Origin of the sequence: Alteromonas sp. RW2A1 (assembly GCF_001886475.1) — a bacterium.
Lineage (GTDB): Bacteria > Pseudomonadota > Gammaproteobacteria > Enterobacterales > Alteromonadaceae > Alteromonas > Alteromonas hispanica.
This window is the reverse complement of sequence record NZ_CP018031.1, coordinates 3,500,460-3,524,342: the sequence shown is the minus strand read 5'-3', so window position 1 is coordinate 3,524,342 and position 23,883 is coordinate 3,500,460. Positions and strand designations below refer to the sequence as shown.

The following is a 23,883-nucleotide window of genomic DNA, read 5'->3' as shown; positions in this document are numbered from 1 at the left end:
ACAATACCAATCTGCATGCACCTATCCATAAGATAAGCTGCCTGTTTTGCGGGAGCGAATGAGGGTAGTTCATATTAATTTAATATTTGAACGCTACTATTTAGCGCTAATTATTTTGAGATGACGCTATGTTTAAACAAATGAATCATCGGGTATATGCATTGCCATTGATGTTATTCATTTTTCTTGCGGTGTTATTCGTATCTGCCGGTGTTTATATAAAAAAGGAAGAAAAAAGCGCAAGGATATCAAAAGCGCAGTCGGTGGCTGAGCAAGTCATGATCAGCCTAGAAGTCTTTTCTACAGAGCGTATTCAAGCCGTAACTAATTTGATGCGCACGTGGCCCTCTTTTGAACCAAACAAAAAAGACTGGTTCAATGCCCAATCTATGTCATTAATGGGGATGCAGCGAGGATTCAGTTCTCTCGTGTATATTAATGCTGACCGGCGAATTGAATGGGTAGCTACGCCATCATTTGCCGCTAAAACACGTATTTCAAATGCCCTCATTGGTAAGCCCATGGCAGCGGTAGGCATGACTATCGATGCTGTAACAGAGACATTCACCAGTACGCTAACGTTTTCAGAATTAACTCAACACCATTATATTTTGATTGGGCGTAGCATTAGCCCGCAAGAGCCAGAGCACGGCTACATAGTGGCAGGGTTTGATGTACAAACTATCTTAGGCGTGATGCTAGGTGAGTTGGTAGGCCCTCAATTTAACTTCGAGCTTACTGCGCAAGAAGACGTTCTTTTTCAGAGCGGAGAGTTTGTTAGCGACGGTACGCAAATAACGCTTCCCGAATTTCAGTTTCTAGAGCGGCCGATTTCTTTATCGATGCAGTCGCAGCTTAGCCCATATAACCCTGGCATGCTCGTTATTGCAGTGGGCTTACTTATGTCTGTCTTGGTAAGTTACATTTTTCATAAGCAGCTTAAAGGCGCCGTGCGACTGTCAGATAGTCAGCAGCGTTACGTGACAGCAAGTGAAGCTTCTTTAGATGCGCTATTAATCTATCAGCCTAATAAGGACGACTATGTTCTAGTTGAGTCGAACTCGCACAGTGCGGTTATTTTCAGGGGGGGTATCGAAAAGCTTAAAGCAATGACGTTAGCACAACAGGCGCAGTTTTTAGCGCTTGGCGATATTTTAACGAAAGTAGCCCATGTCGCAAAAACCGGCACTCCCTATGAAGCTTACGTAGCCGTTGAAAATAAAGAAGTAACACCAGACTGGCTGAAAGTGCAGGTGGTAAAGGCAGGGGATAATATCGCTATTACAGTGAGAGATGTTTCTGAACGCTTTAAAGCACAGCAGGATTTAGCTCACAGCGAAGAACGATACAGACGACTTGTTGATGGTATGCGTCGACACTTTGTTTACACCAAAAAGAGCAACCATAAGTTTGCCTATGTTAGCGCTGGAGTTGAGCAGCTGCTTGGGTATGAGCCTGATGACTTTTGCAACAACGAACCAAAGTTCGTGCGTCAAATTCCTGATGAAACTTTAGAAATACGTCGCTTGATTGCACATGGGCAAAAGCCTTCTCCTTATTTGGTAAGGTACGCCAATCATCAGGGGCGAGAGTGTATTATCGAATTTTCAGACACCCCCATACTCGATGAGAACAAGCGCATTATCGCCATAGAAGGGATAGCACGAGATGTTACCGAAGAGCTCGCGCTGCAGGAAAAGGTAACGTTTCAAGCCAATCATGACCAGTTAACTGGCTTGCTCAATCGCTATGCCTTTGATGCAACGCTTCGAAACATTTTAAAAGAAATCCGCGTTGTCGATAGTCTCGATACTGAACCTTTGAAAAATGAAATTAGCTTAGTCAAAGAAAGCACTGGGCAAATACAACCAACAATACAACCTCAAACAAGCCCCCAAACAGGCAACACAAGCAAAGAAAGCGTAATGTGCTTTATCGACATGGACCGCTTTAAGCTTGTTAATGACAGCTGCGGGCACCCTGCGGGCGACAAACTGCTGAGAGAAGTTGCGGGGATTTTTGAAAACCACGTTCGATCCTACGATCTATTAGCGAGAATAGGCGGCGATGAGTTTTGTATTATTTTCAAGAATCAGTGTATAGACGACGTTAAAAAGCGACTAGATAACTTACTTGAGAGCATATCGAACTACCGTTTCTTCTACGACGATAAAATGTTTTTTATTGGCGCAAGTATTGGTGTAATCGAAATTAATGCCAACACAAAAAACGCAGAGTCGCTGATAAAAGCAGCAGATAACGCCTGCTATAAAGCAAAACAGCTAGGTCGAAATCGGTATGTTATTCATAGTGATAGCGACAACCAAAATGCTATTGACGACAACGAAAACAGTCTTCTCCAAACTCTACACAGGGCCCTACAGCACGATGGGTTTGAGTTGTTTAGTCAGGCAATTATGCCGCTTTGTCATAAAAATGCGTCGAAAACCACGCACCTACAGCATTACGAAATTTTACTGCGCCTTCGTAACGAAGCAGGTAGTTTGGTGAGCCCAGGGCTATTCATTCCCTTGGCCGAACGTCACGGGTTGATGAGCAAGGTAGATATGTGGGTGGTGAAAAATACAATTCGCATTTTAGAAGCTCACCCCTCTCATTTAGATAACGTTGGGAAAGTGGCGATAAACCTTTCGGGAATAACCTTAGGTGATGACGTTGCGCTGCAAAAAATAGCGCAACTCATTCAAAGCACTACAGTGCCCGCTGAAAAGATCTGTTTCGAAATAACAGAAACCACTGCCGTAACCAATCTCAATGCGGCGCGAGATTTCATTTCAACACTAAGAGACCTCGGTTGTAGCTTTGCACTAGATGACTTTGGTGCAGGTATGTCGTCGTTTACGTATTTGAAAAATCTCGACGTAGACTATGTGAAAATTGACGGCTCGTTTGTGCGAAACATTGTTTACGATCCTATCGACCGTGCTACAGTAACTGCTATAAACAACATTGCGCATAGCATGGGTAAGAAAACCGTTGCTGAGTTTGTAGTTGATGAGGCGACCACGGATGTTCTTAGAGAGCTTCAGGTAGACTTTGGACAAGGTTTCGCGCTTGATAAGCCCAAGCCCTTAGCGCATAGAGTTCAATGGCGAGTTAAACTCGCCTCAGCCTAAAAGGAATAAGAGTATGGGTTTGTTCGACACCATTATGGGAAATGCTAGTGAAACTAGTGCTGAAGACGTACAAGAAGAGTTATCTCCTATCCTAGCAGACAACGAAACGGTTACATCGGCATTTAAGCTTGTAAGAGATTTGAGTGTGTTTACAAATAAGCGTTTAATTTTAATCGACAAGCAAGGGCTTACGGGGCGAAAAGTGAATTATCACTCTATTCCGTATAAGTCGATTACTCAGTTTATTGTTGAAACAGCAGGGCATTTTGACACAGATGCAGAACTCAAAATTTGGTTATCTGGAAAATCTGATGCCATCGAAATAGAACTAAGCGCTTCATCTGCCCAAGCGGTACAGAAGAACTTAGCCTCGCAAATGTTCTCATAAAAAAAGAGCGGGCTTTTAGTAAAGCCCGCTCTTCATCATTAAAACCTCAACTACTTTTTACTTTAGTGTTCGCTCAAAAAAGTTTGTTATGGTTTTGTATAAGTGAATGCCGGTTTGCTTACCTCTAAGGCCATGCTTTTTACCTGGGTAATCCATAGTTTCAAAAGGAATAGCTAAGTCCTGCAGGTGCTTGTACAACATGGTTGAATGGGTGAACAGCACGTTGTCATCTGCCATTCCATGATAAATTAACAAGTCACCCTTTAGGTCTTTCGCATAAGGGAACACAGAGGAAGCAGTATACGCATCATTTTCTGTGTTTGGATTACCCATGTAACGCTCGGTATAATGGGTATCATATAAGCGCCAGTCGGTCACTGGAGCCCCAGAAACGCCGGCACTGAAATAGTCACCAGCTTTAAACATTGTCATAAGTGTCATATAGCCACCGTAACTGTGACCATGAATACCAATTTTGTCTGCGTCAACGAACGGCAGGGTTCGCAAATATTCAACGCCCGCGACTTGATCATCAACTTCTATAGAGCCCATTTTTTTGTAAATTGGATCTTCAAAAGCTTTACCTCGGTAATTAGAGCCGCGGTTGTCTAGCGTAAACACAACAAAGCCTTGGTCAACCCAGTGCTGCATAAGTAAACCGCGATTTCCCGCCCACTTATTTGTTACAACTTGAGCATGTGGACCGCCATATAAGTAAACAATAACAGGGTGTTTCTTATTTGGGTTCTCAACCGCGCTTTCTGGCTTGTAAATACGATACTTCAGCGTTGCTCCGTCTTTGGTTTTGATATCGCCAAATTCAGGTTTGGCCCAACTGTCCATATAGGTATAAAGCGGGTGTCCTTTTTCTACTTTGTTTTCTTCAAGCCAAGTAATTCGCTCGCCAGAGGCGTCGTTTAAGCTAACTTGAAAAGGAGAGTTAACTGTAGAGAATCGGTCGATAAAGATTGAAGCATCGCTGCTAAATGTTGCGTCATGGTACGCGCCTAACTCGGTAATACGAGTAATAGTGGCTGCGCTGTCTTCGCTATCAAGCGGTACAACATAAATATGACTTTCTAACGGAGTATCTTTTCTACCAGAGAAATAGAGGCGATTGTTGACGGTGTCTATCGCTTCTATACTGTCAACTACCCATTCACCTTGTGTGAGTTGTTTAATCAGCTTACCGCTGTTATCGAATAGGTACAGATGCTTAAAGCCGTCTCTTTCAGAAGCCCATACAAATTGGCCTTTGTCTTTTAAAAAGAAAAGGTCATCGTGCAAATTAACCCACGTATTGCTGCGTTCGGTTAATAATACGTTTTGCGATTTTGTCTTTGTATTGAAAGCACGCAGTTCAAGGGTTTGCTGGTTGCGGGTTTGCCATTGATAGGTAAATGTGGTGCTGTCTGGCATCCATTGGCCTCGGGCGAGATAAACATCTTTGTTCTCGCCCATATCAACCCAAGTGCGCTCATTCGTATTTAGAGACTGAATAGCTAGTTCTACTATTGCATTAGGTGTACCCGCCTTGGGGTATTTTTGTTCAATGAGTTTAATATCATCAGCATAAATTTCCGAGCGCGTAATTACTTCTACAGGTGTTTCATCCACCTTCGTGAATGCAATTTTGCTCTCGTCGGGAGACCACCAATAACCTGTCATTCTGCTCATTTCTTCTTGAGCCACAAACTCTGCCATACCGAATTTGATATTTCCGCCACCCTCTTTAGTGATGGCCATCTCTTTACCTGAGGCGATATGTTTTACGAAAAGATTTTGGTCGCGAATGTAAGAGATGTAATTGCCCTTTGGAGAGAGTTTAATATCTGTTTCAAAGGCATCGGTGTCGAGGAGTTGTTTAGCGCCTTTTTCACCCAGTTTGTGGTAATAAACATCGCCGCCCATAGGGAACAGTAACGCTGTCCCATCATCGGACCACTCGTAACTGACAATGCCGCTGCCTTTTAAGCGCATGCGTTCACGGCGAGCTTTCTCTTCATCGGAAAGCACTTCTTCACCGCTTTGTAGGTCGTTAGAGTTAAACAACATACGTGTTTCGCCGCTGTCAATGTGATACTCCCACAGGTCGAGGCGTTCGTAGTCTGTTTGTTTACCTTTCAAAAACGTAACGCGTGCACCGTCGGGTGATACTTTGAGGGTGCGCGGCGCGCTGCCGTCTAATGAAGGAGATGAGAAAATTCGCTCAATAGTGAGCGTTTCAGCGTGTAAAGCAGTAGAGAGCATAGCGGCTCCAATTAAAAGGGCTTTTTTCATTTTTATCTGCATATTTTACTGTCGAAGGTTAGATTGTAGAGAAACCATCTCATGATACAAGGTGCAATGTATGAAATCCGCAATGGTGCTAGGAGCGACAGGTTTAGTAGGACGAACACTTGTAAATATGCTTTTACAAGATAGACGCTACAACGAAGTGACGTGTTTAGTACGCAAGCCACTTTCGTCACAAATGTTCTACGACCCTCACAATCGATTGAAGCCGGTGGTGATTGATTTTGAAAATCTTCAAGACTACCAAGGGTACTTTAGTGTAAATCATGTGTATTGCTGCCTTGGCACAACGCTAAAAAAAGCAGGATCTAAGAAAGCCTTTAGGCGAGTAGATTTTGAGTATGTGCACGTTGCCGCACAGTTAACTCGTGCCCAGAGAGCCGACAGCTTCGTTTGGATATCCTCGGTTGGTGCCGATGCTAAAAGCAGTAATTTTTATTTAAGAGTTAAAGGTGAATTAGAAAATGCGATAATGCGCATGCCGCAGTTGCCGAACGCCTCGGCGGTAAGACCTTCATTGCTGTTAGGCGATCGAGATGAGCCTCGGTTACTTGAGGATGTCGCGCAAAAAACCGCGCCTATTTGGCAGTCGATCATGAAAGGGCCGTTTAAAAAATACCGACCTGTTGCTCCAATAGATGTCGCTAGAAACATGATGTCGTTGCAGAAGTGGTAGCGTTAGCTACAAATAGAGATACTAAGCTTCAGGCGAAACTGCATAACAGGGCTAACGCAGTAACTGCGTAAACAGAGAAGCCAATAGAATTGAAGAAGCTCATTGGCTAAACGTAATATGTCTAAACACAATATGATCAAATGCTGGCATAAGGTAAAATACCATGCTGTGTTTTTCTCCCTGCTTAATGTGTAGCCTGAAATTATGTTCCGTTGTAAACAATTTAATGTGGCACAAGATAAATGTGCCATGAAGGTCAATACTGACAGCTTAATATTGGGAAGCTGGGTAGCGCCAAACAATGCGCAGTCATTATTGGATATTGGAACAGGGACAGGAATTCTAGCGTTAATGCTAGCGCAGGAAACCGTAGAATCTGCTAAAATCTTGGCCCTTGAGGTTGATAAAAACGCGGCAGAGCAGGCTCGAGATAATGTGAGAGTGTCGAAGTGGCCTAATAAGATTACTGTTCTCCATCAGGCTCTTGATGAATATGAGCCGGAAGTGCGCTTTGATATTATTGTTTCAAACCCTCCTTATTTTGAGCATGTGAATAAGTCTACAAATGCCTACCATACTCAAACTAAATCGAGAACAGTTGCAAGACAAACTCGCTTGCTTACACCCCTAGCGCTTTTTCAGTTTAGTGCGTCACATCTAAAGAATGGCGGAAGCTTGTATTGTCTATATCCATTTCAACGTGTTGAAGAAATAAAACAGGCTGCCTTTTCATGTGGATTTTCTCTCGCCGAACAATTAACAGTAAAACACAACAATGAAAGTGATCCCTACCTGTGTGCGTTTCGTTTTCAAGCCCATTCTGGTGACGATACCTCAAAGGTACAGGGACAGGAACAGACGCTAACTTCACGGATGCAAGCTGAACAAGAGTTATCTATACGAGAGCTCGAAGGTACGTACACACCGGACTTTAAAGCATTATGCCAGGCGTTTTACCTCAACTTTTAATACGTACTTTTAACGCATACTTTTAGAGAGATAAATTCATGATGGTGGTAGCAGAAGCGTTTGGCGCACTTGCTGTAGTTCTTAACTTCATTGGGTATAGACAGAATAATGTAGACAGATACCTGGTTCTATCAGCCTTTGCGTTAGCAAGTTTAAGTGCCCATTTCTTTATGCTAGACGCTATGGCTGCAGGCGTGGGCACACTGCTCGCAAGCGTTCGTAACATCATTGCAATAAAAAATAGAAGCAACCTTATCTTGTTTGCATTCATCGGGATCAACATCGGCTTTTTGTGCTACGAGTGGTTTTTCTTAAACCACCACTGGAATATTTTTATTGCCTACGCCTCGTCTTTGATATTCACCATCGGCTCTATTGTTATTAGAGACACACATAAAATAAGAAGAACATTTTTAGTTGCTGAGTCGTTGGGTTTAATCTACGCCATCTCAGTGGGAAGCATATTTGGCACGGTGTTTAATATAAGCAACCTGATAAGCATAATTAGTAAATTAAAAAGATAGCTTCTTCTAAGAAGCCTCGATAATGGTCGATACAAAAATTAATGTCGAATTTTACTTACGTTGAGAGTATTTACGGCTCTAGATTTCTTTCTCCCCCCCCCCCTCAGTTTGCTTGTTTTTTATCCGAAAGTTGAATTGATACTATTATGTCATTACACGTATTGTTTCTCATTACATTGTATGAAGTGAGCGATGTTTTTTTGTCAGGCCACACTATAGGCTCTTACCAAGCCTCTGTGGAGTCAAAACGTGATTAAGAAACTTGATACGAGTTATATCGGTCAAAAAACCAATTCTGAGAGATTACTCGAACACTCGCTTTGTGATTGTACACCTATCAGCATCTATGAGTATGCAAAGCAGCAAATGCAACTTGAAAGCGAGACTAAACAAACAGCTCGATGCACTATAGAGGAAGACAACTCTTACGTCGAAACGCAGGCCCTTTGGCAGAAAAGACTGCAATTGCTCCAAAAATCCGAAAAAGAGCTCAACAACGCTACTCGTTTACGTAAAATTGCTGGTATATTAACAGTTACTTGCTTGTCGACACTTGTTTTTTCTCTATTCACGGCACCAACGATACCTCCAATGATCTTTTACGGACTCTTGTTGGTTGCTGTTACGGGTCTAGCCATTTATCCGATATGTTTCATTGCTAGCAAGAGTGCAATGCAGCAACGAGATAACATTTCTAGACTTTTTTATAAGAGTAATTATGAAGTCGAAGTTACTGACGATGGTCTGACTTTGATAAATAGAGCGAACTACGCAAGTGTAACTAAACTAAACGTAGTGGATCGCAGCTTTGGACAATTCGCAACATGAAAGGCTTATATTTAAAGAGAGATATGTAAGTGTAGTACTTATTGCTTGCTTGTTACTAGGTGCGTTTTTATTGGCGCCTATGGATGCTATCGGCCAATTGTTTGCATCGTCAATTGTTATACTCACCATTGGGTGGTGTAGTAAAGAAGCCCGACAAACTCAAAAGTATAAAAATTTTTTTCGTGTTTTAGCACTTGTCTTAGGGACTGCTTTAACTACGCGCTATCTTCTTTGGCGCGGTTTATACACGCTTACCTACACCGACCTCATTTCCGCTATTGCTGTTTGGCTTTTATTTATTGCTGAAATTTATGCAGGTGTCACTTCAGTCCTAGGCGCAATCGTAAACGCATTTCCTCTCAATAGACCACTACTTACATTAAAGGGAATAAATACAGAAGGGCTTCCCTCAGTCGATGTCATGATACCTACATACAATGAAGACGTTGATATTCTTGAAGTGACTATAAGAGCAGCGAAGGTACTCGATTATCCGAAGGATAAGTTATTTATTCACTTATTAGATGACGGGGGGACTGATCAGAAAATTAATGCGAAGGATGAAATCGCCGCATCAAAGGCGAAAGCCCGTCGTATCAAACTTCAAAAGCTTTGTGAGAAACATAACATTACCTATCACACGCGCGCAAAAAATGAGTTTGCAAAAGCGGGTAATGTGAATAGTGCGATAAATAACACAAGAAGTGACCTCATTGTCATTCTTGACGCTGATCACGTGCCCACATCGGACTTTCTCGATAGAACAGTACCTTGGATGTTAAAAAATGATAACGTTTTCCTAGTACAGACACCCCATTTCATGGCGAATCCAGACCCCGTTGAAAGAAATTACTTTTCAGCATTCACTCGAATGCCATCCGAAAATGATATGTTTTATGGCACCATACAAAAAGGCTTAGATTACTGGGGAAGCTCATTTTTCTGTGGTTCAGCCGCTTTAATGAGAAGAGCGCATCTTGAGCTTGTAGGTGGTATTTCTGGCGAGTCAATAACCGAAGATGCTGAAACCGCATTAGATTTACACAAATTGGGCTATGAATCTGTTTATGTTGACAGGCCAATGGTCAGTGGTCTTGCCCCAGAAACTTTTGATGCATTCATACAACAACGAATGCGCTGGGCTCAAGGAATGACTCAAATTCTTTTGTTAAAGAAGCCCTTCAAATCCGAGGGCCTCAAGTGGTATCAGCGCGTTGGATATATGAGCTCTATTATGTTTTGGTTGTTTCCCTTCGCTCGTATCATTTTCTTATTGATGCCATTGGCCTATCTTGTATTTGGGCTGCAGGTTTATCACGCTTCAATGCTCGAGATTTTGGCTTACACTATTCCTCATGTAATCGCTACTTATATGATTTCCACCATGTTGTTCGGTAGGACACGATGGCCCTTGGTATCTGAAATATACGAAATACTTCAATGTGCGTTCACATTGAAAGCTCTTATAAAAGTCTTTTTGAAGCCTCGAGCGCCTTCTTTCGTGGTTACTCCAAAAGGTGAGAGCCTAGATAAAACATTTGTATCGCCATTAGCCAGTGTTTTTTATTGGCTTATTTTTATATTGTTATTTGCCTTCTTCACTGGGTTAATAAAATTCTTTTCAGACCCACTCACTAGAGAGTTAACCGTTGTCGTTATGTTGTGGAACGGGTTCAACCTTTTGCTTTTATTGTCGGTATTGAGTGTTCTATTAGAGCGAAAGCAAGTACGCTCTCAAGCTCGTTTACCCGCAACAAATAATGTAGTGATACGAACAATCAAAGGAAACGCTTGGGTTGGTGATCTTGTAGACCTTTCTATTGGTGGTGCTAGAATGAGATTGAAAGGTGAGGGAGCATTATTTTCGGAAGAAGCAACTCTGACGGCTTGGTGTCAGGCTTTAAATAAGAACGTGGACCTGCCAGTAAAGGTCTTAAACTATGACAGCAAGTTGTCTTTACTCCGTGTTCAATTTACACCCTGTACAGAAAGAGAGCACAGTGAGATTGTAGCTTTTGCGCTAGCGGATAGTAGAAGATGGATGTCTTTTCAGCGAAGGAGAACGCGTGCGATAACATACTGGTATGGTGCTAAACACGTACTCAGTGTGGGTTTAAAGCCAGCTTTTCTTCATTTCATGCATGCAGTGGAGAAAATGACTAAAAAAATAAGTCACAAAATAAGTTCTGCCAAGGAATAAATAATGATAAGAATATATTCTACTTTGCTGTTGAGCTTGCTTTTCGCACTCACTGTGCAAGCCGAGACAAGTACCTACCGCTTAACAGACTTTTTCGCAGGTGAAAGTATTATTAGACTAGAGGGAAAGGCAGACTCGTTGGACTTTGCTATTCCTCTGTCTTCAATAGCTGATGTTAAAGAGGCGGTGCTTACACTAGACGTAGTTAGCTCCAGAGCCTTGATAGAAAAGCGCTCCCAACTCGTAGTGCGGTTTAATAACGCCACTATAGGTCAGATAAGATTCGATCCCGCACGTCCATCGCTGATTTCTGAAGTGAAAGTTCCCAATGCATTATGGCGAGATGGCTTTAATACACTTACATTAGAGGTTAGCCAACACTATGCTAATCAATGTGTCGATGGTAGCGCTCCCGAGTTGTGGAGCGAAGTCAATATGTATAATTCCACACTGCAAATATCAACTACGAATAACGTAAGCAATTTCACCTTCGATAAATTGAACGGTTTCTTCAACCCAGGAATTGGCGGAGTACGTGCTGTGTCTCTAGTGACAGCAACAGACACCGAAGACGATATTAAGCAACGTACACTCTCATTGGTAAGCCAAGGCCTCGCACTTAGAAATCAATATCAGCCTCTAGCGATTCAACATGCAACTTTTCCTGAAGGGTATGTGTTACCTGAACTAGGCGACACAACAAATCAAAGTTGGATGGATAAAAATATTCAGCGATATGAACGCTCAGCTTGGTACACAACACAGGTCAGAAAAAACCAAGACACATTATTGGGTAATATCAAAAGCATCACTGAGCCTTTACATGTTTTAGTGGGAACAGCGGCGTCCTTGTCACCCGTATTATCAGATACTCAGGTGGACTCAATTGATGGCCCGTACTTAAACACTCAAGTCACCCCCGCGTTTTCAATTGGCGATCGAGTGATTATACCTTCTACCTATCGCCTTATCGTTAGTGGTATCACTACAGAAGACGTGCACAAAGCGGCGGAAGCGCTTGCGGTAATGGATGATTCCATAAATATGGTTTCTCAAATATCGGTTCTTTCTTTATCGGGTATGGACGCTACGCGAATGCAAAAGCACCATATTGCGGCGCCAGACAATACTTACACTTTCCAAGATTTAGGTATATCTGGTGCACAGTTTAGAGATGAAGGTGATTTCTCTAAACGGGCTTCATTTACGTTACCTGCCGACTTCTATGTACCTGAAAATGCAAGCGTAGGGCTGCTACTTAACTTTGGTTACGGAGCCGGGAACGGCCCCGGAACCGTGTTGAATGTCAAAGTTAATGACGAGTTAATTCACGGTCTTGCGCTAGATAATCCTAATGGGCAAGTATTTAAAAATTATAAACTCTCAGTACCTGCGAGATATTTAAAAGGCGGTGTTAATAACATTGATTTTAACGTCACGTTACGCGCGCCATTAGCTGGAGTGCCCTGCGATGAAGTTGCAGGGAAACACCTAGTTTTCCAATTAGAGAACTCCTCAGCCATTGACCTTCCTGATGCGGGGCATGTGGCAGTGCAACCCAATTTAGCCCTGTTCGGCGAAACTGGTTATCCACTAGCGCGGTTTGAGTCTGCACCTGCCTCTACCATTGTTATACCATCACAAGACTTTATCGACAGTGCGCTGACCTTAAGTGCCAAGCTTGCTCAGGTAGTAAAAGCGCCTTTATTGAATATGTCTATTACTACTGAGATGCCCGAAGGTAGGAAAGGTTCTGCCATTATTTTAGGTACGCCAGAGTCGTTATCGCAGGTTCAGCAGACTGAATTTACAACGGCAATAGAAGCAACCAAAAAATGGTCTTATCGTTTACAAAATAGTCTTCACAATCGCATTAGAAACGCAACTCAGGATATGAGTTTTAAAGCCATGAAGATTGACGGAAATATTGTTCAAAAGAGCGATTTAGGACCGCAGGCTATTCTTACTGCGCATGCTAACCCACAAAGTGAGGACACACTATTTATTCTTGCAGCCGAAACAGCAGAGCTGCTAAACGAAAGGGTAAATGACTTAGTGAGCTTATCTATGTGGGGACAGCTGGCCGGAGATTTTTTCGCTTGGAGTGATGATAATTCACCATCTCTTGTCATGCAGGTGAGCGAAACCTATGAAATAGGAGAGTCTGATGACGCGTGGCTGCAGCTAAGGCTTTGGCTTTCTAATAACCCATGGTACTGGCTGGTTGGCTTTGTCGTCTTGGTATTCATCGTGAGCTTGTTAATTTACCTATTGCTCAAGCGTCGCAATCAAAAAGTACAAGAGACATGGTAAAAAATACACGTTGGTTTTGGGTGTTGGGAATAGTGATCATGCTGACGTCCTGTGCAAAAACTGGCAATAGAGAGTTTGAAAACGCTTTTTCGGCTTACAAGGCGCTGTTTGTTATTGATGGTAGGGTGATAGATACTGGTAATAACAATATCTCTCACTCAGAGGGGCAGGGTTACGGTCTGCTATTTTCTGTAGCGGCAAACGATAGGCGGGCGTTTGATAAGCTATGGACATGGACAGTTAGAGTATTGCAGCGCCCAGACGGTTTGTTTAGCTGGCGATATATACCTTGTGAGGCTAAAAATAGAACCTGTGTGGACGACCCTAATAATGCATCGGACGGTGATATTCTAATTGCCTGGGCGTTATTGCGAGCCGCTGAGAAATGGGGGGTTGATGGTTATAAAAGCGAAGCTATTAAGATTATTAATACTATCGAGAAGAAGCTCATTGTCGCCCAAGAGCCTTACACGCTTTTATTACCTGGAGTAGCGGGGTTTAAGGACGATAGCGGTGTGCAATTCAACCTTTCTTATTGGGTGTTTCCGGCTCTAACTGCATTTTCGCAAAACAGTGACAACCCCGACGTTTGGAAGGCATTATTCGAAAGCGGTATCTTCTTAATTCAGGAAGCGAGTTTTTCTTCGTATAAGCTGCCCTCAGACTGGACACGAATTAACAACGGTAAAATTTCGCTAGACAATGTTATTGCTGGTGAGTTTGGATTTAACGCAATCAGGATCCCACTGCATTTAGTTTGGTCGCCAGCCTTTCACGAGAACGCAAAGCGAGACACTCTTTTGGCGCCATTTACGACATGGTGGAGTTCGCCCAATAAGCCAGCTACCCTAGAGCTAGAGAATGAGGCGCCTTCTGATTATACAATGACTCCTGGAATGAAAGCTGTAGTTCAGGCGGTAAACAAAATTGATAACGGAAAACAGCCGAGGTGGCCAATACTCAATCGCAATACGGATTATTATTCTGCTAGTTTGGTGCTGCTATCGATGCTAGCGGTATCGGACATGTCCTCGTGAGTAATATGTTAAAAATGCTACGAGGTATATCGCTTCTTTTATTGACTCCCTTGCCAGTACTCTGTGCAATCACTCTTGCGTTGACACCGATTTATCACGCGAATGCGCAAACTAAAACCACCTATGAGAAAAATGATATTGATTTTGCACCAATAGAAGAGGGGAAACCGGATGTTACTGGTTTATGGTTTCATATAGAGCAGGGGCAAACAGCACTCGCTAATGCTGAGTTTGGGCGTCTTCGTAATATCTATCCGTCTTGGAAACCCTCTGCCGATTTGCAGGCGGCATTGGCGCAAATTAACCAGCCTCGAAACAAACAGACTGAAACCTCAAGTGGCAAGTTAAGCACACTTAGTAAACAGACCACGGAACCTGTAGCCACTCCTCTTGAGGTATTTGCCTCTAAAAGTCCTCGAGAGCGCAAAATAACAAACCAAGAGTTTGATGCACTTCTAACAATTGCTGAACGTACCGATGATGTAAATTCTCTCTTGTTAATGGGATGGACAGCCATAGAGCGAGGGCAGCTAACAGTCGCCCAAAGCCAGTTTAATAGAGTGCAAACATTAGCAAAAAGTGAGATAGCCAAACGCTCGGCACGCCAAGGTATTGAAACTATTCTTACTTTGGAAACTGAGCAGGCTATATCGCAAGGTAACATGGAAAAGTTGGTCAACTTGCTTGCAGAAAATAAAGAGAACGGTGTTGTTTTATCTTTAATCGAGACAGAAGCATGGAATAGCTTTAATGATAAGGGCTACCAAAGAGCCTATGAGTTCTTTGCTTTAGCGAAAAATTTAGAAGGGCAATATCTATCATTAAACGCACAAAATAAATCAGTACAAGCAAATGCGTTGGCCTGCGCTATAAGCACCGAGAACTTTTTGCGCAGATGCGCAGACGGTTTAGCGCAGCAGCAACTTTTACTCTACGAGGATAAAAAGTATAAAGGGAGTATTCGTGCAGCACAGCGGCTTAGCAACATTAGACGCTTAACCGAAGGTGAGCTTTCATTATTGGGCTGGGCGGCGGCAAAAAACGGCAGCGTAGCTATTGCTACAGAAGCTTTTGAAAAAGTATTGGCCTTGAACCCGAATGACAAGGCAGTTGCCGATGAGTTAGTTCGTTTGAATAGTCAAAATACACTTAAATTAAGGCAGTTGTCGGCAAAATTTTCGATAGTAAATACAAGTCGTCAAGCTCAGATAAACAACAACGCTTGGCCCAGAAAGCAGTTTTTGTTGTCTTATAACAATGCTGATAAGCGTGCTATCAACGCTCAAACCAAGGATGCCTTCAGTGTAGTATCAGGAATGACCACCCGTTCACGCTCTGGCCAAGCAGGGCTTGGGAATTTCGATGTTTTGACTAGCTATGTTGGAGTAGGGGATATCTACAAAGAATGGCAATGGCAAGTTACCTTAGATTATAAACAATTTTACACCGGCCAGGCCCCGCCAAACGTGTGGCTCGGAGATAATTTAGTGGGTAGCTCCTTTGCTCCCGTATCAAATAATATCACGGGTTTTGAAGACAAGGGAATAAGAGCAGAGGTCTCTTATCAAGGTGTAGGATTTAATGTTTATGCAAACGCAGAATACGGCATGTTTGATCAACCTGTAAATACAGCGCTAACAGGGCAAGTTTCGGCTACTTGGTTTTTGCCTGATGTTACGCTTGCTGCCACCGTTTTTCGCTACCCAAAAGGAGACAGTATGTTGAGTCAGACTGGATCTTTTAACGCGCGTAATGAAAACGCTTGGGGTTATGTTCTCGAAGATGGTGTTAGAGGGTTAGCGGCCTATCAAATAGCCCCAAATTGGTCTGCTGCGGGCACAATACAAATCAGTGCACTTCACGGAGATCTTGTGGAAGATAACAAGGCACTGATGCTTCGCGGCGATCTCAGTTACGATATTGGTGCTAAGATAGGATCTTCAGTGGCTGATATTATTGATTACTGGCGCATAGGTCCTTTTGCAAGTTACTCAGGGTATGACAATAACAGCAGTGGGTTTACCTATGGCAATGGGGGATATTTCAGCCCCAATTATTTTGTTTCTATAGGATTATATTCAGAGCTTCTGACACTGGAAGCTCTTGAGTGGCAATTTAAGCTTAGTAACGCCTTAGCAATATCTCGACTTGAGCAAGCAGCAGACTCTCGATTTCCCCTACTGAATTTCCCAGATGAGGGGAGTGACGCATCTCCTGAATTTACCTTGCCTTATTCGAAAGACACGGGTTTAAGTGGAAACTTCCTAGCAGAAGCACAATATCGTATTAGCCCAGAGTGGATAATTGCAGCCTATCTAGGCAAAGCCTTTGCCGTTGAATATCAGGCTTTTGAAGCAGGAATTCAAGTGAGATGGCGAGGCGGGAAAGGTAATGGTGTCACCAGTGATGAGCTAATGCTATCTTCGCCAAAGTTAAAAGGTTTCGCGCTTTAAGTTCACACTATCACGAGAAGTCTTCTTTCTGCGTGCTAACATAAAACACCCCGCACCGAAAAGTAGAACGATCGATGCTGGTTCACTCACATTTATGGCGCCAAACCGATAGTTGTTCACTTGACCCGTAGGGGCTAGATAGGTCTCATCTTTATCGTTTTTTAATTCAACCTCAGGCGTTACCAAACTACTGGCGATAAGGTTTCCATCTATATGGCCATTGTAAAAACTGAGTTCTGCATAAGGAGCAAGAACACTTCCCTTTACGCCCACGGCGTGAAGTGTAACGTCGGTGGCATCGACGAAATTAAACAGAATATTGTTTGTATATAAACCATCATGTCGCTGGTTTTCATTATTATCATTATCGCGATACTGCCCATTCTCTCTGAAGTAGCTGTTCTCCTGTGAAAAAGCAGTATTAAAGAAGCCAGTATTAAATAGCTCCACTTCCTTACCGAATACGTTAATAATATTGATACTCGTAGTGGAGAAGTCGTACACAATATCTTTGCCAGCGGCACTAAACCACGCACTATCAATTGAGAAGATGTTTACATCATCAGAGCCAGAAAAAGTGATGGTATCGATAGGTGAACTTGCACTTTCGGAACATGTTTGGGAACCGCAAGACAGTGTTGTAATACCGTTGACGTCGCGAGCAGCGAAATCTTTTGATTGGGCGATAACTTCGTTTTTCATCGTCGTGAAATCGAGGTTTTCTACGTCGACAATATTAGTTGTATCCTTAACAGAGGCAGATGTTCCAGCGTTACCGTTTTCTACAATTAACTCATTACCATAGGTAACTGAGCCATCGTCTAAACCAGAACTTTTTATGAAAACGCTGCCTTCAGCATCAATATCGCCTTGTCTAATTCCTGCATCTACAAGAGATACATCCCCTTTGCTATTTATACCACCGCTAGAGACAGAGCCGCCTTCAATAGACACAAAGCTCTCGCTATTTACCGCCCCAGCGAACTCCACATAGCTGGCTTCCACCATACCTGAAACAGTAGTTTGACCGCCATTAACTTTACCGCGGCTAAAGGAAAGATCGCCTCCCACATATAGCGAGCTTTCAGACAGATCTTGAGGAAGTAATAAACCAACGTCAAAGTCTTCTACTGTCAGATTACCACCAACAGCAAGCTTGCCTTCAACGTCAGAGCGTTCGCCTGAAAAATCATTGAAAATGAAAGCGTTGTAATTGAACGCTTGGCTTAGCTCGATAGTTCCAGCATAGCTAAGTGGAGAAGAGATAAGGGCTGCGGCAAATGCAGCAGTAGCTTTTAGTTTCATATTTTGCTCCAGGATTGTCTGAGCCTGGAACGGCACTTTCAACATGGCTTTCCAGACAAACCTTACTTTATAGTATAACTAAAAATCATGCGATTGAGCAATCTATACTTTGGTATAGGGGGTAATACGAAAAAAGCCGCCCTAAGGCTGTCTCTTGATCACAAGTCGATATCAAGAGACAGGGCTAGCTCATAGCCTTCAAGGATGGTTTGCAGTTTGAACCATCCTTGCCATATGACTTTCAAATGAGTTAAGTGAAAGATCTGATCAGAGTTGGAAGGAAGAGTTCAAAAAAATCCCCACTAATTACTTAGTAGGGATTTGTGTATAAGAGACAGCCCTAAGGCGGCTTTTTGATGATTAAGCAGAGAAATTATCCCTTCTTAACCAGTACCGATACTTTTGATATACCAGCAACTTTTACTTGGTTCATTACTTCTACCACAACGCCGTGTTCAGCTTCTTCATCGGCTTGGATAGCAGCAGTGTCAGTATTGTTTTCGGCAAGATAAGTTTGAGTGTTAGCTACAACACGACGAACATCAACTTCACGTCCACCCATCATTATTGTACCGTCTTCCTCAATACGAATTGAAAGCGCTTTAGAAGGCTTATCGTTTTTCGCTTGATTATCTTCTGGACGATTTACGTCTAACCCTTTTTCTTTTACGAACGAGGTCGTTACGATGAAGAAAATCAACATGATGAACACGATGTCCAACATGGGGGTCATATCAATCTGAGCCTCGTCTTCGGCCGAGGTATGCTTTTTTCTTTTCATCTCGTCTTCTTTCTTCTGTTACGTTCGAGCCCATTAGTATACTGTTTGTAACAAAAATATACAGGCTTTTGTACAAAACTGTGCGCTCGTAATCACTTGTTGCTGGAAAAATGCTCAATTTCACGGTAATTGCACGCAGAGTTGTTAGCGTTTGTGTGAAATGGCGACGCCTAATTGGTAAAAATACAACATCAATGCTTTATTGAGTGTTATACGCAAATTACCATGAGGATAAATGCCAAGTCTAGCTTCTGTAGACTTTTTTGTACCTTGCACCAAGAATGCATTTTTAATGTGATGGTCCTGTATACACGATTCGAAGGCCCTGGCGGCCATTTCCTGTGGCATAGCGTAGTAAAATGTTTTCAGCGCTCGATCAGCCTCTACGGATTTTACAAAATACTCGTTAGGTCGCTTATTGTGATCTAAAAACATTATGGAAAAGCAATCACTTAGTTTTTGGTTAAGTGGATGAGGGTTCATAACCGCATTGTCGAGCCAGGCTTGTGTGGCAAAGGTGCCTGGCGACAATGCCTCAAACATACGTGGTGCTATATAATGGTCAAAGGCATGAAACCATTCATGCGCCAATGCGCCTGCCCCAGCATTTTTTGCCAACGCTAATTGTCTCTTCGCACTGTTATAATGAGCGCTCGCATTTTTTTGTCCGCCACTTCCAAAAGCAAGTGAAAGCGAGCCGTTGAGGGATAAAACCTGCTCATTAATATTGAGAATAGTAGTGAGATCGTAAAGCGCATCAAAAAATAAGTTGGCCGCTATTTGTTGCTCTTCAGGAGTTACCCAACGACCTACAGTAATAGTGGCAAAGTTGAATAGCTTTCTTATATCTTGAAACGACACATCAGCACCGTCCCGGTGGCTAGGCCCGTTGCGGTAAAATGGCTGGTGGATGCGGCCTTTCGTTTCCACGTCTTTCGATCTCAAATTTGTGGCGCTTAGGTTTTTTTGTTTTTCATTAAGGCTAAACCTTAATTAAACAAGAGAAATAAGAAGTTGCTCGCACCATGCTTCCACGCGCTCATCTGTTTGTTCATATTGATTTTCATCATCAAGCGACAAGCCCACAAAGTGGCTTTTATCTTCGGTAAGTGCCTTAGAAGCGGTAAATTCATAACCCTTATTGGGCCAATAACCGATTATATTGCAGTTAGAGGGTAGAATGGCGTCGTGAAGCATGCCCAAGGCGTCTTGGAACCACTCGCCATACCCCAATTGGTCACCTAAACCAAAAAGAGCGATAGTTTTACCCGACAGGTCTAAACGATGAACATCTTCCCAATGAGACTCCCAGTCTTCTTGCAACTCACCGAAATCCCACGTTGAAATACCAAAAATAATAATGTCATAGTCGGCAGTACGAGATAAATTTACGTCTTTAATATTATGAAGTTCGACTACGTTGTCATCGAAAAGGCTATTAAGCTGAGCTTGAATTTTTTCCGCTGCCATTTCGGTATAACAGGTTGTTGAGCCAAAAAATAAACCTATAGACAGGGCGCCATCACTCATTCGATACCTCTTTCTTTCGTTAGTCGTTATTAACTGGCGGGAATTCTACCTCTTTACCGTTACTCAACAAAGCTTTGCAACGAACATCCTTGCCTTTGTGTGAAATATTTAATACACCAATAGCACAGCCATTGTGCAGTTCTGCAGAGCCGTTGTTGGGATGCCTGGCTTTTACCGACATATTTCTTCTCCGTGTAAAAATGTTCAATGGCGATTTTGAACTGTAAAGTAGTCTATTAAGCCGATCGAACCAGGTGATAAGCCTGTCGGGAAACGCATTTTTCATGCCGCTGCAAGTAAACTGGGTGATATGAGGACTGTTGCGTCTGAAACGAAGGCGAACATCGTAAACAAAGGAGTAGTGAACGTCGCCAGATAAAATAATGAACTCAGGCGGCGTTTTATAGTGTCTAAATATGTTGAGAATAACGTTTGCCGTACCTTTATGAGCCATCCAGTTTTCCGCGTCAACGGTGAGGGCTTTACCAAAAAACGTAAACACCTTTTGAATGGCCTCTATCACTTTTACCCCATAAATAGGTGCTGCAGAAACAACAATAACAGCGTCTTTGCCTATGATGGCGTGCTGAAAGTCGCATAGTGCCTCCCAATCCATTAAACCAGAAGGTTTATTTAAACTAGATTCAGAGCGCCATCGCTGCGTGCGAGTGTCGAGAACCTCGATAGGCGGGGTGGTATCAAGCCGATAATGCCAGTTATTAAAGTCGAGTAAGTTATTGATAAAGCTATCTTGCTCGTTTAGTTCTCTAGTACTGAATACTTGCTGAGCTTGTCGTATAAGGGGTTCGACCTTTTTAGGAGCATTGCCCCATCCTTGGCAAAGTAAATAACCGATTAACGCATTACCAATCATGCGCTTTGACAAGGGATTGGCATAAACTTCTTGTTCCCAACCTCGAGTTAAATTCCAATCATCGGTTACGTCGTGATCATCAAAAATCATGTAGGTAGGAACATGCGCTAGAGCACGCCTAACAGCGGGTAGTTGTTCAACGAAACTCGCTATAATTTTTTGTTCGTGTTGAAAGTTGTCGATATATTTTGCCGGGATATGGGTGTTTTCAATATTGATAAGCGGCCAAAGGCTATCTGACCATACCAAAAAATACATGGCGAGAATTTCGGCGCTACCAATGAGATGGTTCTGCGCATTCACCGACGTAAATACAGGTTTCTTCTTAGCGCCAAAAAACAGAGACGACAACACCGTATTGGTTGAAATTTGCGGCAGCAATTGCTGTCGCTCATAAAATCCGTGAGGATGAGCGGCTAAGTCTTGAGTGTTTGTAATCGTAGCCCCTTCAAGCGATTCATGATACAACCCAAGTAAGTCGCAACACTGATGTATCGCCTTTAGCATGGGGCCAGCAACATCATCGGCGTAAATTTGATCCCCTGTCATTAGCAGTACGTCCGGCAGAGAAACTCCGGATGTTAGCCCTTTCTCTATAAGTCTATCGACCTGCGCTAGCGCGTCTTCGCCATCAAAATGAGGTTTGCGGCAGGAACCATGCAATATCGTTTCGGGGGCATCAGTGTAATGAAAGCTCAAACTTTCTTGCGTTGAATATAGCAATTTTTGCTGTTCTGTTTGCCATCTATTATTAAACTCGGAACTCTCAAACGAGAGGTTGTAATTAATCCGTACATTGTTAGAAAAGGCAGTGGGTGTGCTTGCTGATAAAAGGTGAATAAAGGCTAACTTTCCCACTTGAACAGTTTCTGTGTGCGGCTGATGCTCGATAGCCTCATCATTTTGCGTTAGCGATATTGTTGGCGCGTTTGGCGTAGAGGTTACTAACCATATATGACAAGTATCTTTACTTACTTTGCGAACAATAGGGCCGGCAATGACCACTGGGAGTTGATGGTTTGAGATAGTTAATGCCTCGTTTTCTACTTTTTCAGCTTCCTTGTGAGCACTTTACTCTTTTTTGTTCCTAAACGGTATGCTCTGTATACTCGCTTACAATTTATTCATATTTACTATTAAATATAGCAATCACTCAACTTAGGATCTTGCGTTTGAGTAAGAATATTTTGCCTTACGATTTATTGGCTTTTTTGAAGGTATAAACTTGAAGTAATGAATTTGAGTGCACGAATAAAGGGTGAAATAAGTAATATCCGCAGCTTGATTAGGGCATTAAGCTTATTAGGGATATCGGTCTTTGCTTTCTGTTTTTAAAGCGCTCTGTGTTCAGCAAAGACCAACATGCCCTAATAACTGACACAACAAATAACTGAATATAAGAGAACTATCGATATGCAAAAATACGCTTTACTTGGTAGCGTTTTTCTTTTTCTTGCTACCGCATGTAGCGAACCACAAGAGGTTGTCATTACTCCTGAAAAGCCTGATATGACTGCTGTCACAACAGGACAATGGATAACCAAGCCCAATGGCGATGTTATGTACGACCCGCAAACATCTGGATTGGTTGCCTTAGATGGAGAGCTGTTAACAATTGCAGACGCCAGTGCAGAGAAAAGTCAGCAGTTAAAGTTACATCGCATTGACCCAGCATCATCAACACTGCTCTCATCCACCGACAAATTTACTTTTTCATCTCGGGTAGCGCGAAGTTGTTTTTATAATTATTTAAGCACAGAGCCTGATTTAGAAGCGCTAGCTGTAGACCCTCGAGACAATGATGTTATTTACACCGTAACCGAAGATGCCACTCGAACTGGGGCATTAAGCCCTCGTTGTGAGTCGAAATACAGCAACACGGGGTCTACAGATTACCCCACACTACTGGTGCGGTTAGCTCGAAAGCAAGACGGAAATTTCACGATGACCCATGTGCGTCCTCTTCAATTTCCCGCCAAATTCAATGTAGGGAATTTTCCTAACGATGGTATTGAAGGGCTAACCATGGATGATAATGGAACTTTGTATCTGGGATTAGAAAAGGATATCGCAGGGCAGCCGCGCATTTTTACCGTTGATGTAAATAACGACTTTTTCTCTTCAACAGAATTTGCCGTTGTGCAAGAGCCTAAGCTTTTGCTGCCTACTTTTGCTGCGGGCAATCACCCCATAAACGGACTGACCTTGCATACAGAGAATGCGAAAACGTACCTTTTAGCTGCGGCTAGAAACGACAATGAACTTTGGGTTATTGATACTGCAGCCAGACAGCCAACGCTAAGAGTCCCTATCACTTTTAAAGTGAAGGGTAATGAAACTTGCAGCGATTATGTAATGGATAATGCTTCAATGGAGGGACTGGTGGTGATGCAAAATACCCTATGGATAATTAACGATCCTTGGGAAAAAAATTATCTTAAAAATGCCTCTTGTCAGGTAGATGAGAAGAAATATAAAGACTTAGCTCCGTTGCTATTCTCCCTTCCCCTAAATCCAAGTTGGTTTCAGTAGTTTTTGAGCGGTATATCGTAAAACAGCGCGGGTGTAAACAG

Annotated in this window: 17 protein-coding genes; 11 read left to right on the top strand and 6 right to left on the bottom strand. The window is 42.7% G+C overall.

Annotated elements, in window-relative coordinates:
• The first annotated feature begins 128 nt into the window (after positions 1-128).
• On the top strand, positions 129-3,137 hold the full coding sequence (locus BM528_RS15580) for a putative bifunctional diguanylate cyclase/phosphodiesterase (RefSeq protein WP_071980627.1): 3,009 nt from the start codon (positions 129-131) through the stop codon (positions 3,135-3,137).
• 13 nt (positions 3,138-3,150) lie between these two features.
• Positions 3,151-3,525, top strand: coding sequence for a PH domain-containing protein (locus BM528_RS15575; RefSeq protein ID WP_071980626.1), 375 nt, complete (start codon positions 3,151-3,153; stop codon positions 3,523-3,525).
• 57 nt (positions 3,526-3,582) lie between these two features.
• Here BM528_RS15575 and BM528_RS15570 read toward each other — a convergent pair whose 3' ends face one another.
• Entirely contained in the window at positions 3,583-5,805 is a 2,223-nt protein-coding gene (locus BM528_RS15570) for a S9 family peptidase (protein ID WP_071980625.1), read from the bottom strand.
• Positions 5,806-5,875: 70 nt separating this feature from the next.
• Here BM528_RS15570 and BM528_RS15565 point away from each other — a divergent pair, with 70 nt between their 5' ends.
• The 8 genes from BM528_RS15565 to BM528_RS15530 all read left to right on the top strand — a co-directional run bounded on the left by BM528_RS15565 (position 5,876) and on the right by BM528_RS15530 (position 16,820).
• Entirely contained in the window at positions 5,876-6,496 is a 621-nt protein-coding gene (locus BM528_RS15565) for an NAD(P)H-binding protein (protein WP_071980624.1), read from the top strand.
• A 204-nt stretch (positions 6,497-6,700) separates the two neighbouring features.
• The gene (locus tag BM528_RS15560) at positions 6,701-7,465 is read left to right on the top strand and encodes a tRNA1(Val) (adenine(37)-N6)-methyltransferase (protein ID WP_071980623.1); all 765 of its coding nucleotides are present in this window, start codon (positions 6,701-6,703) and stop codon (positions 7,463-7,465) included.
• A 38-nt stretch (positions 7,466-7,503) separates the two neighbouring features.
• Positions 7,504-7,989 carry a YgjV family protein gene (locus BM528_RS15555; protein WP_071980622.1) on the top strand — a complete coding sequence of 162 codons (486 nt, stop codon included), beginning with the start codon at positions 7,504-7,506 and terminating at the stop codon, positions 7,987-7,989.
• A gap of 249 nt (positions 7,990-8,238) precedes the next feature.
• Positions 8,239-8,817, top strand: a complete 579-nt coding sequence (locus BM528_RS15550) for a DUF2975 domain-containing protein (protein ID WP_083595312.1) — start codon at positions 8,239-8,241, stop codon at positions 8,815-8,817.
• Positions 8,798-11,017, top strand: a complete 2,220-nt coding sequence (gene bcsA, locus BM528_RS15545; RefSeq protein WP_071980621.1) for a UDP-forming cellulose synthase catalytic subunit — start codon at positions 8,798-8,800, stop codon at positions 11,015-11,017. The genes BM528_RS15550 and bcsA overlap by 20 nt, the downstream gene beginning before the upstream one ends.
• 3 nt (positions 11,018-11,020) lie before the next feature.
• Positions 11,021-13,330, top strand: coding sequence for a cellulose biosynthesis cyclic di-GMP-binding regulatory protein BcsB (locus BM528_RS15540; protein WP_071980620.1), 2,310 nt, complete (start codon positions 11,021-11,023; stop codon positions 13,328-13,330).
• Positions 13,324-14,367, top strand: coding sequence for a glycosyl hydrolase family 8 (locus BM528_RS15535; RefSeq protein ID WP_071980619.1), 1,044 nt, complete (start codon positions 13,324-13,326; stop codon positions 14,365-14,367). The genes BM528_RS15540 and BM528_RS15535 overlap by 7 nt, the downstream gene beginning before the upstream one ends.
• A 5-nt stretch (positions 14,368-14,372) precedes the next feature.
• Positions 14,373-16,820 carry a cellulose synthase subunit BcsC-related outer membrane protein gene (locus BM528_RS15530; protein WP_232230652.1) on the top strand — a complete coding sequence of 816 codons (2,448 nt, stop codon included), beginning with the start codon at positions 14,373-14,375 and terminating at the stop codon, positions 16,818-16,820.
• On the opposite strand, the gene BM528_RS15525 is transcribed toward BM528_RS15530, so the two are convergent.
• From BM528_RS15525 to BM528_RS15505, 5 genes are all read right to left on the bottom strand, one after another.
• Complete coding sequence (locus BM528_RS15525) at positions 16,800-18,125, bottom strand: choice-of-anchor A family protein (protein WP_156844080.1); 1,326 nt, start codon at positions 18,123-18,125, stop codon at positions 16,800-16,802. The genes BM528_RS15530 and BM528_RS15525 overlap by 21 nt on opposite strands.
• Before the next feature lie 373 nt (positions 18,126-18,498).
• Entirely contained in the window at positions 18,499-18,906 is a 408-nt protein-coding gene (locus BM528_RS15520; RefSeq protein WP_071980617.1) for an ExbD/TolR family protein, read from the bottom strand.
• A gap of 144 nt (positions 18,907-19,050) precedes the next feature.
• On the bottom strand, positions 19,051-19,836 hold the full coding sequence (locus BM528_RS15515; RefSeq protein ID WP_071980616.1) for a CLCA_X family protein: 786 nt from the start codon (positions 19,834-19,836) through the stop codon (positions 19,051-19,053).
• Between the two features lie 63 nt (positions 19,837-19,899).
• Positions 19,900-20,436 (bottom strand): flavodoxin FldB, encoded by a 537-nt coding sequence (gene fldB, locus BM528_RS15510; RefSeq protein WP_071980615.1) that lies wholly within the window; start codon positions 20,434-20,436, stop codon positions 19,900-19,902.
• A 19-nt stretch (positions 20,437-20,455) separates the two neighbouring features.
• Positions 20,456-22,315: an alkaline phosphatase family protein gene (locus BM528_RS15505; protein WP_232230509.1), complete on the bottom strand. Its 1,860-nt coding sequence runs from the start codon at positions 22,313-22,315 to the stop codon at positions 20,456-20,458.
• Between the two features lie 408 nt (positions 22,316-22,723).
• Between BM528_RS15505 and BM528_RS15500 the strand changes: the two genes are divergently transcribed.
• Positions 22,724-23,842, top strand: coding sequence for a hypothetical protein (locus BM528_RS15500; RefSeq protein ID WP_071980613.1), 1,119 nt, complete (start codon positions 22,724-22,726; stop codon positions 23,840-23,842).
• Positions 23,843-23,883 lie beyond the last annotated feature (41 nt).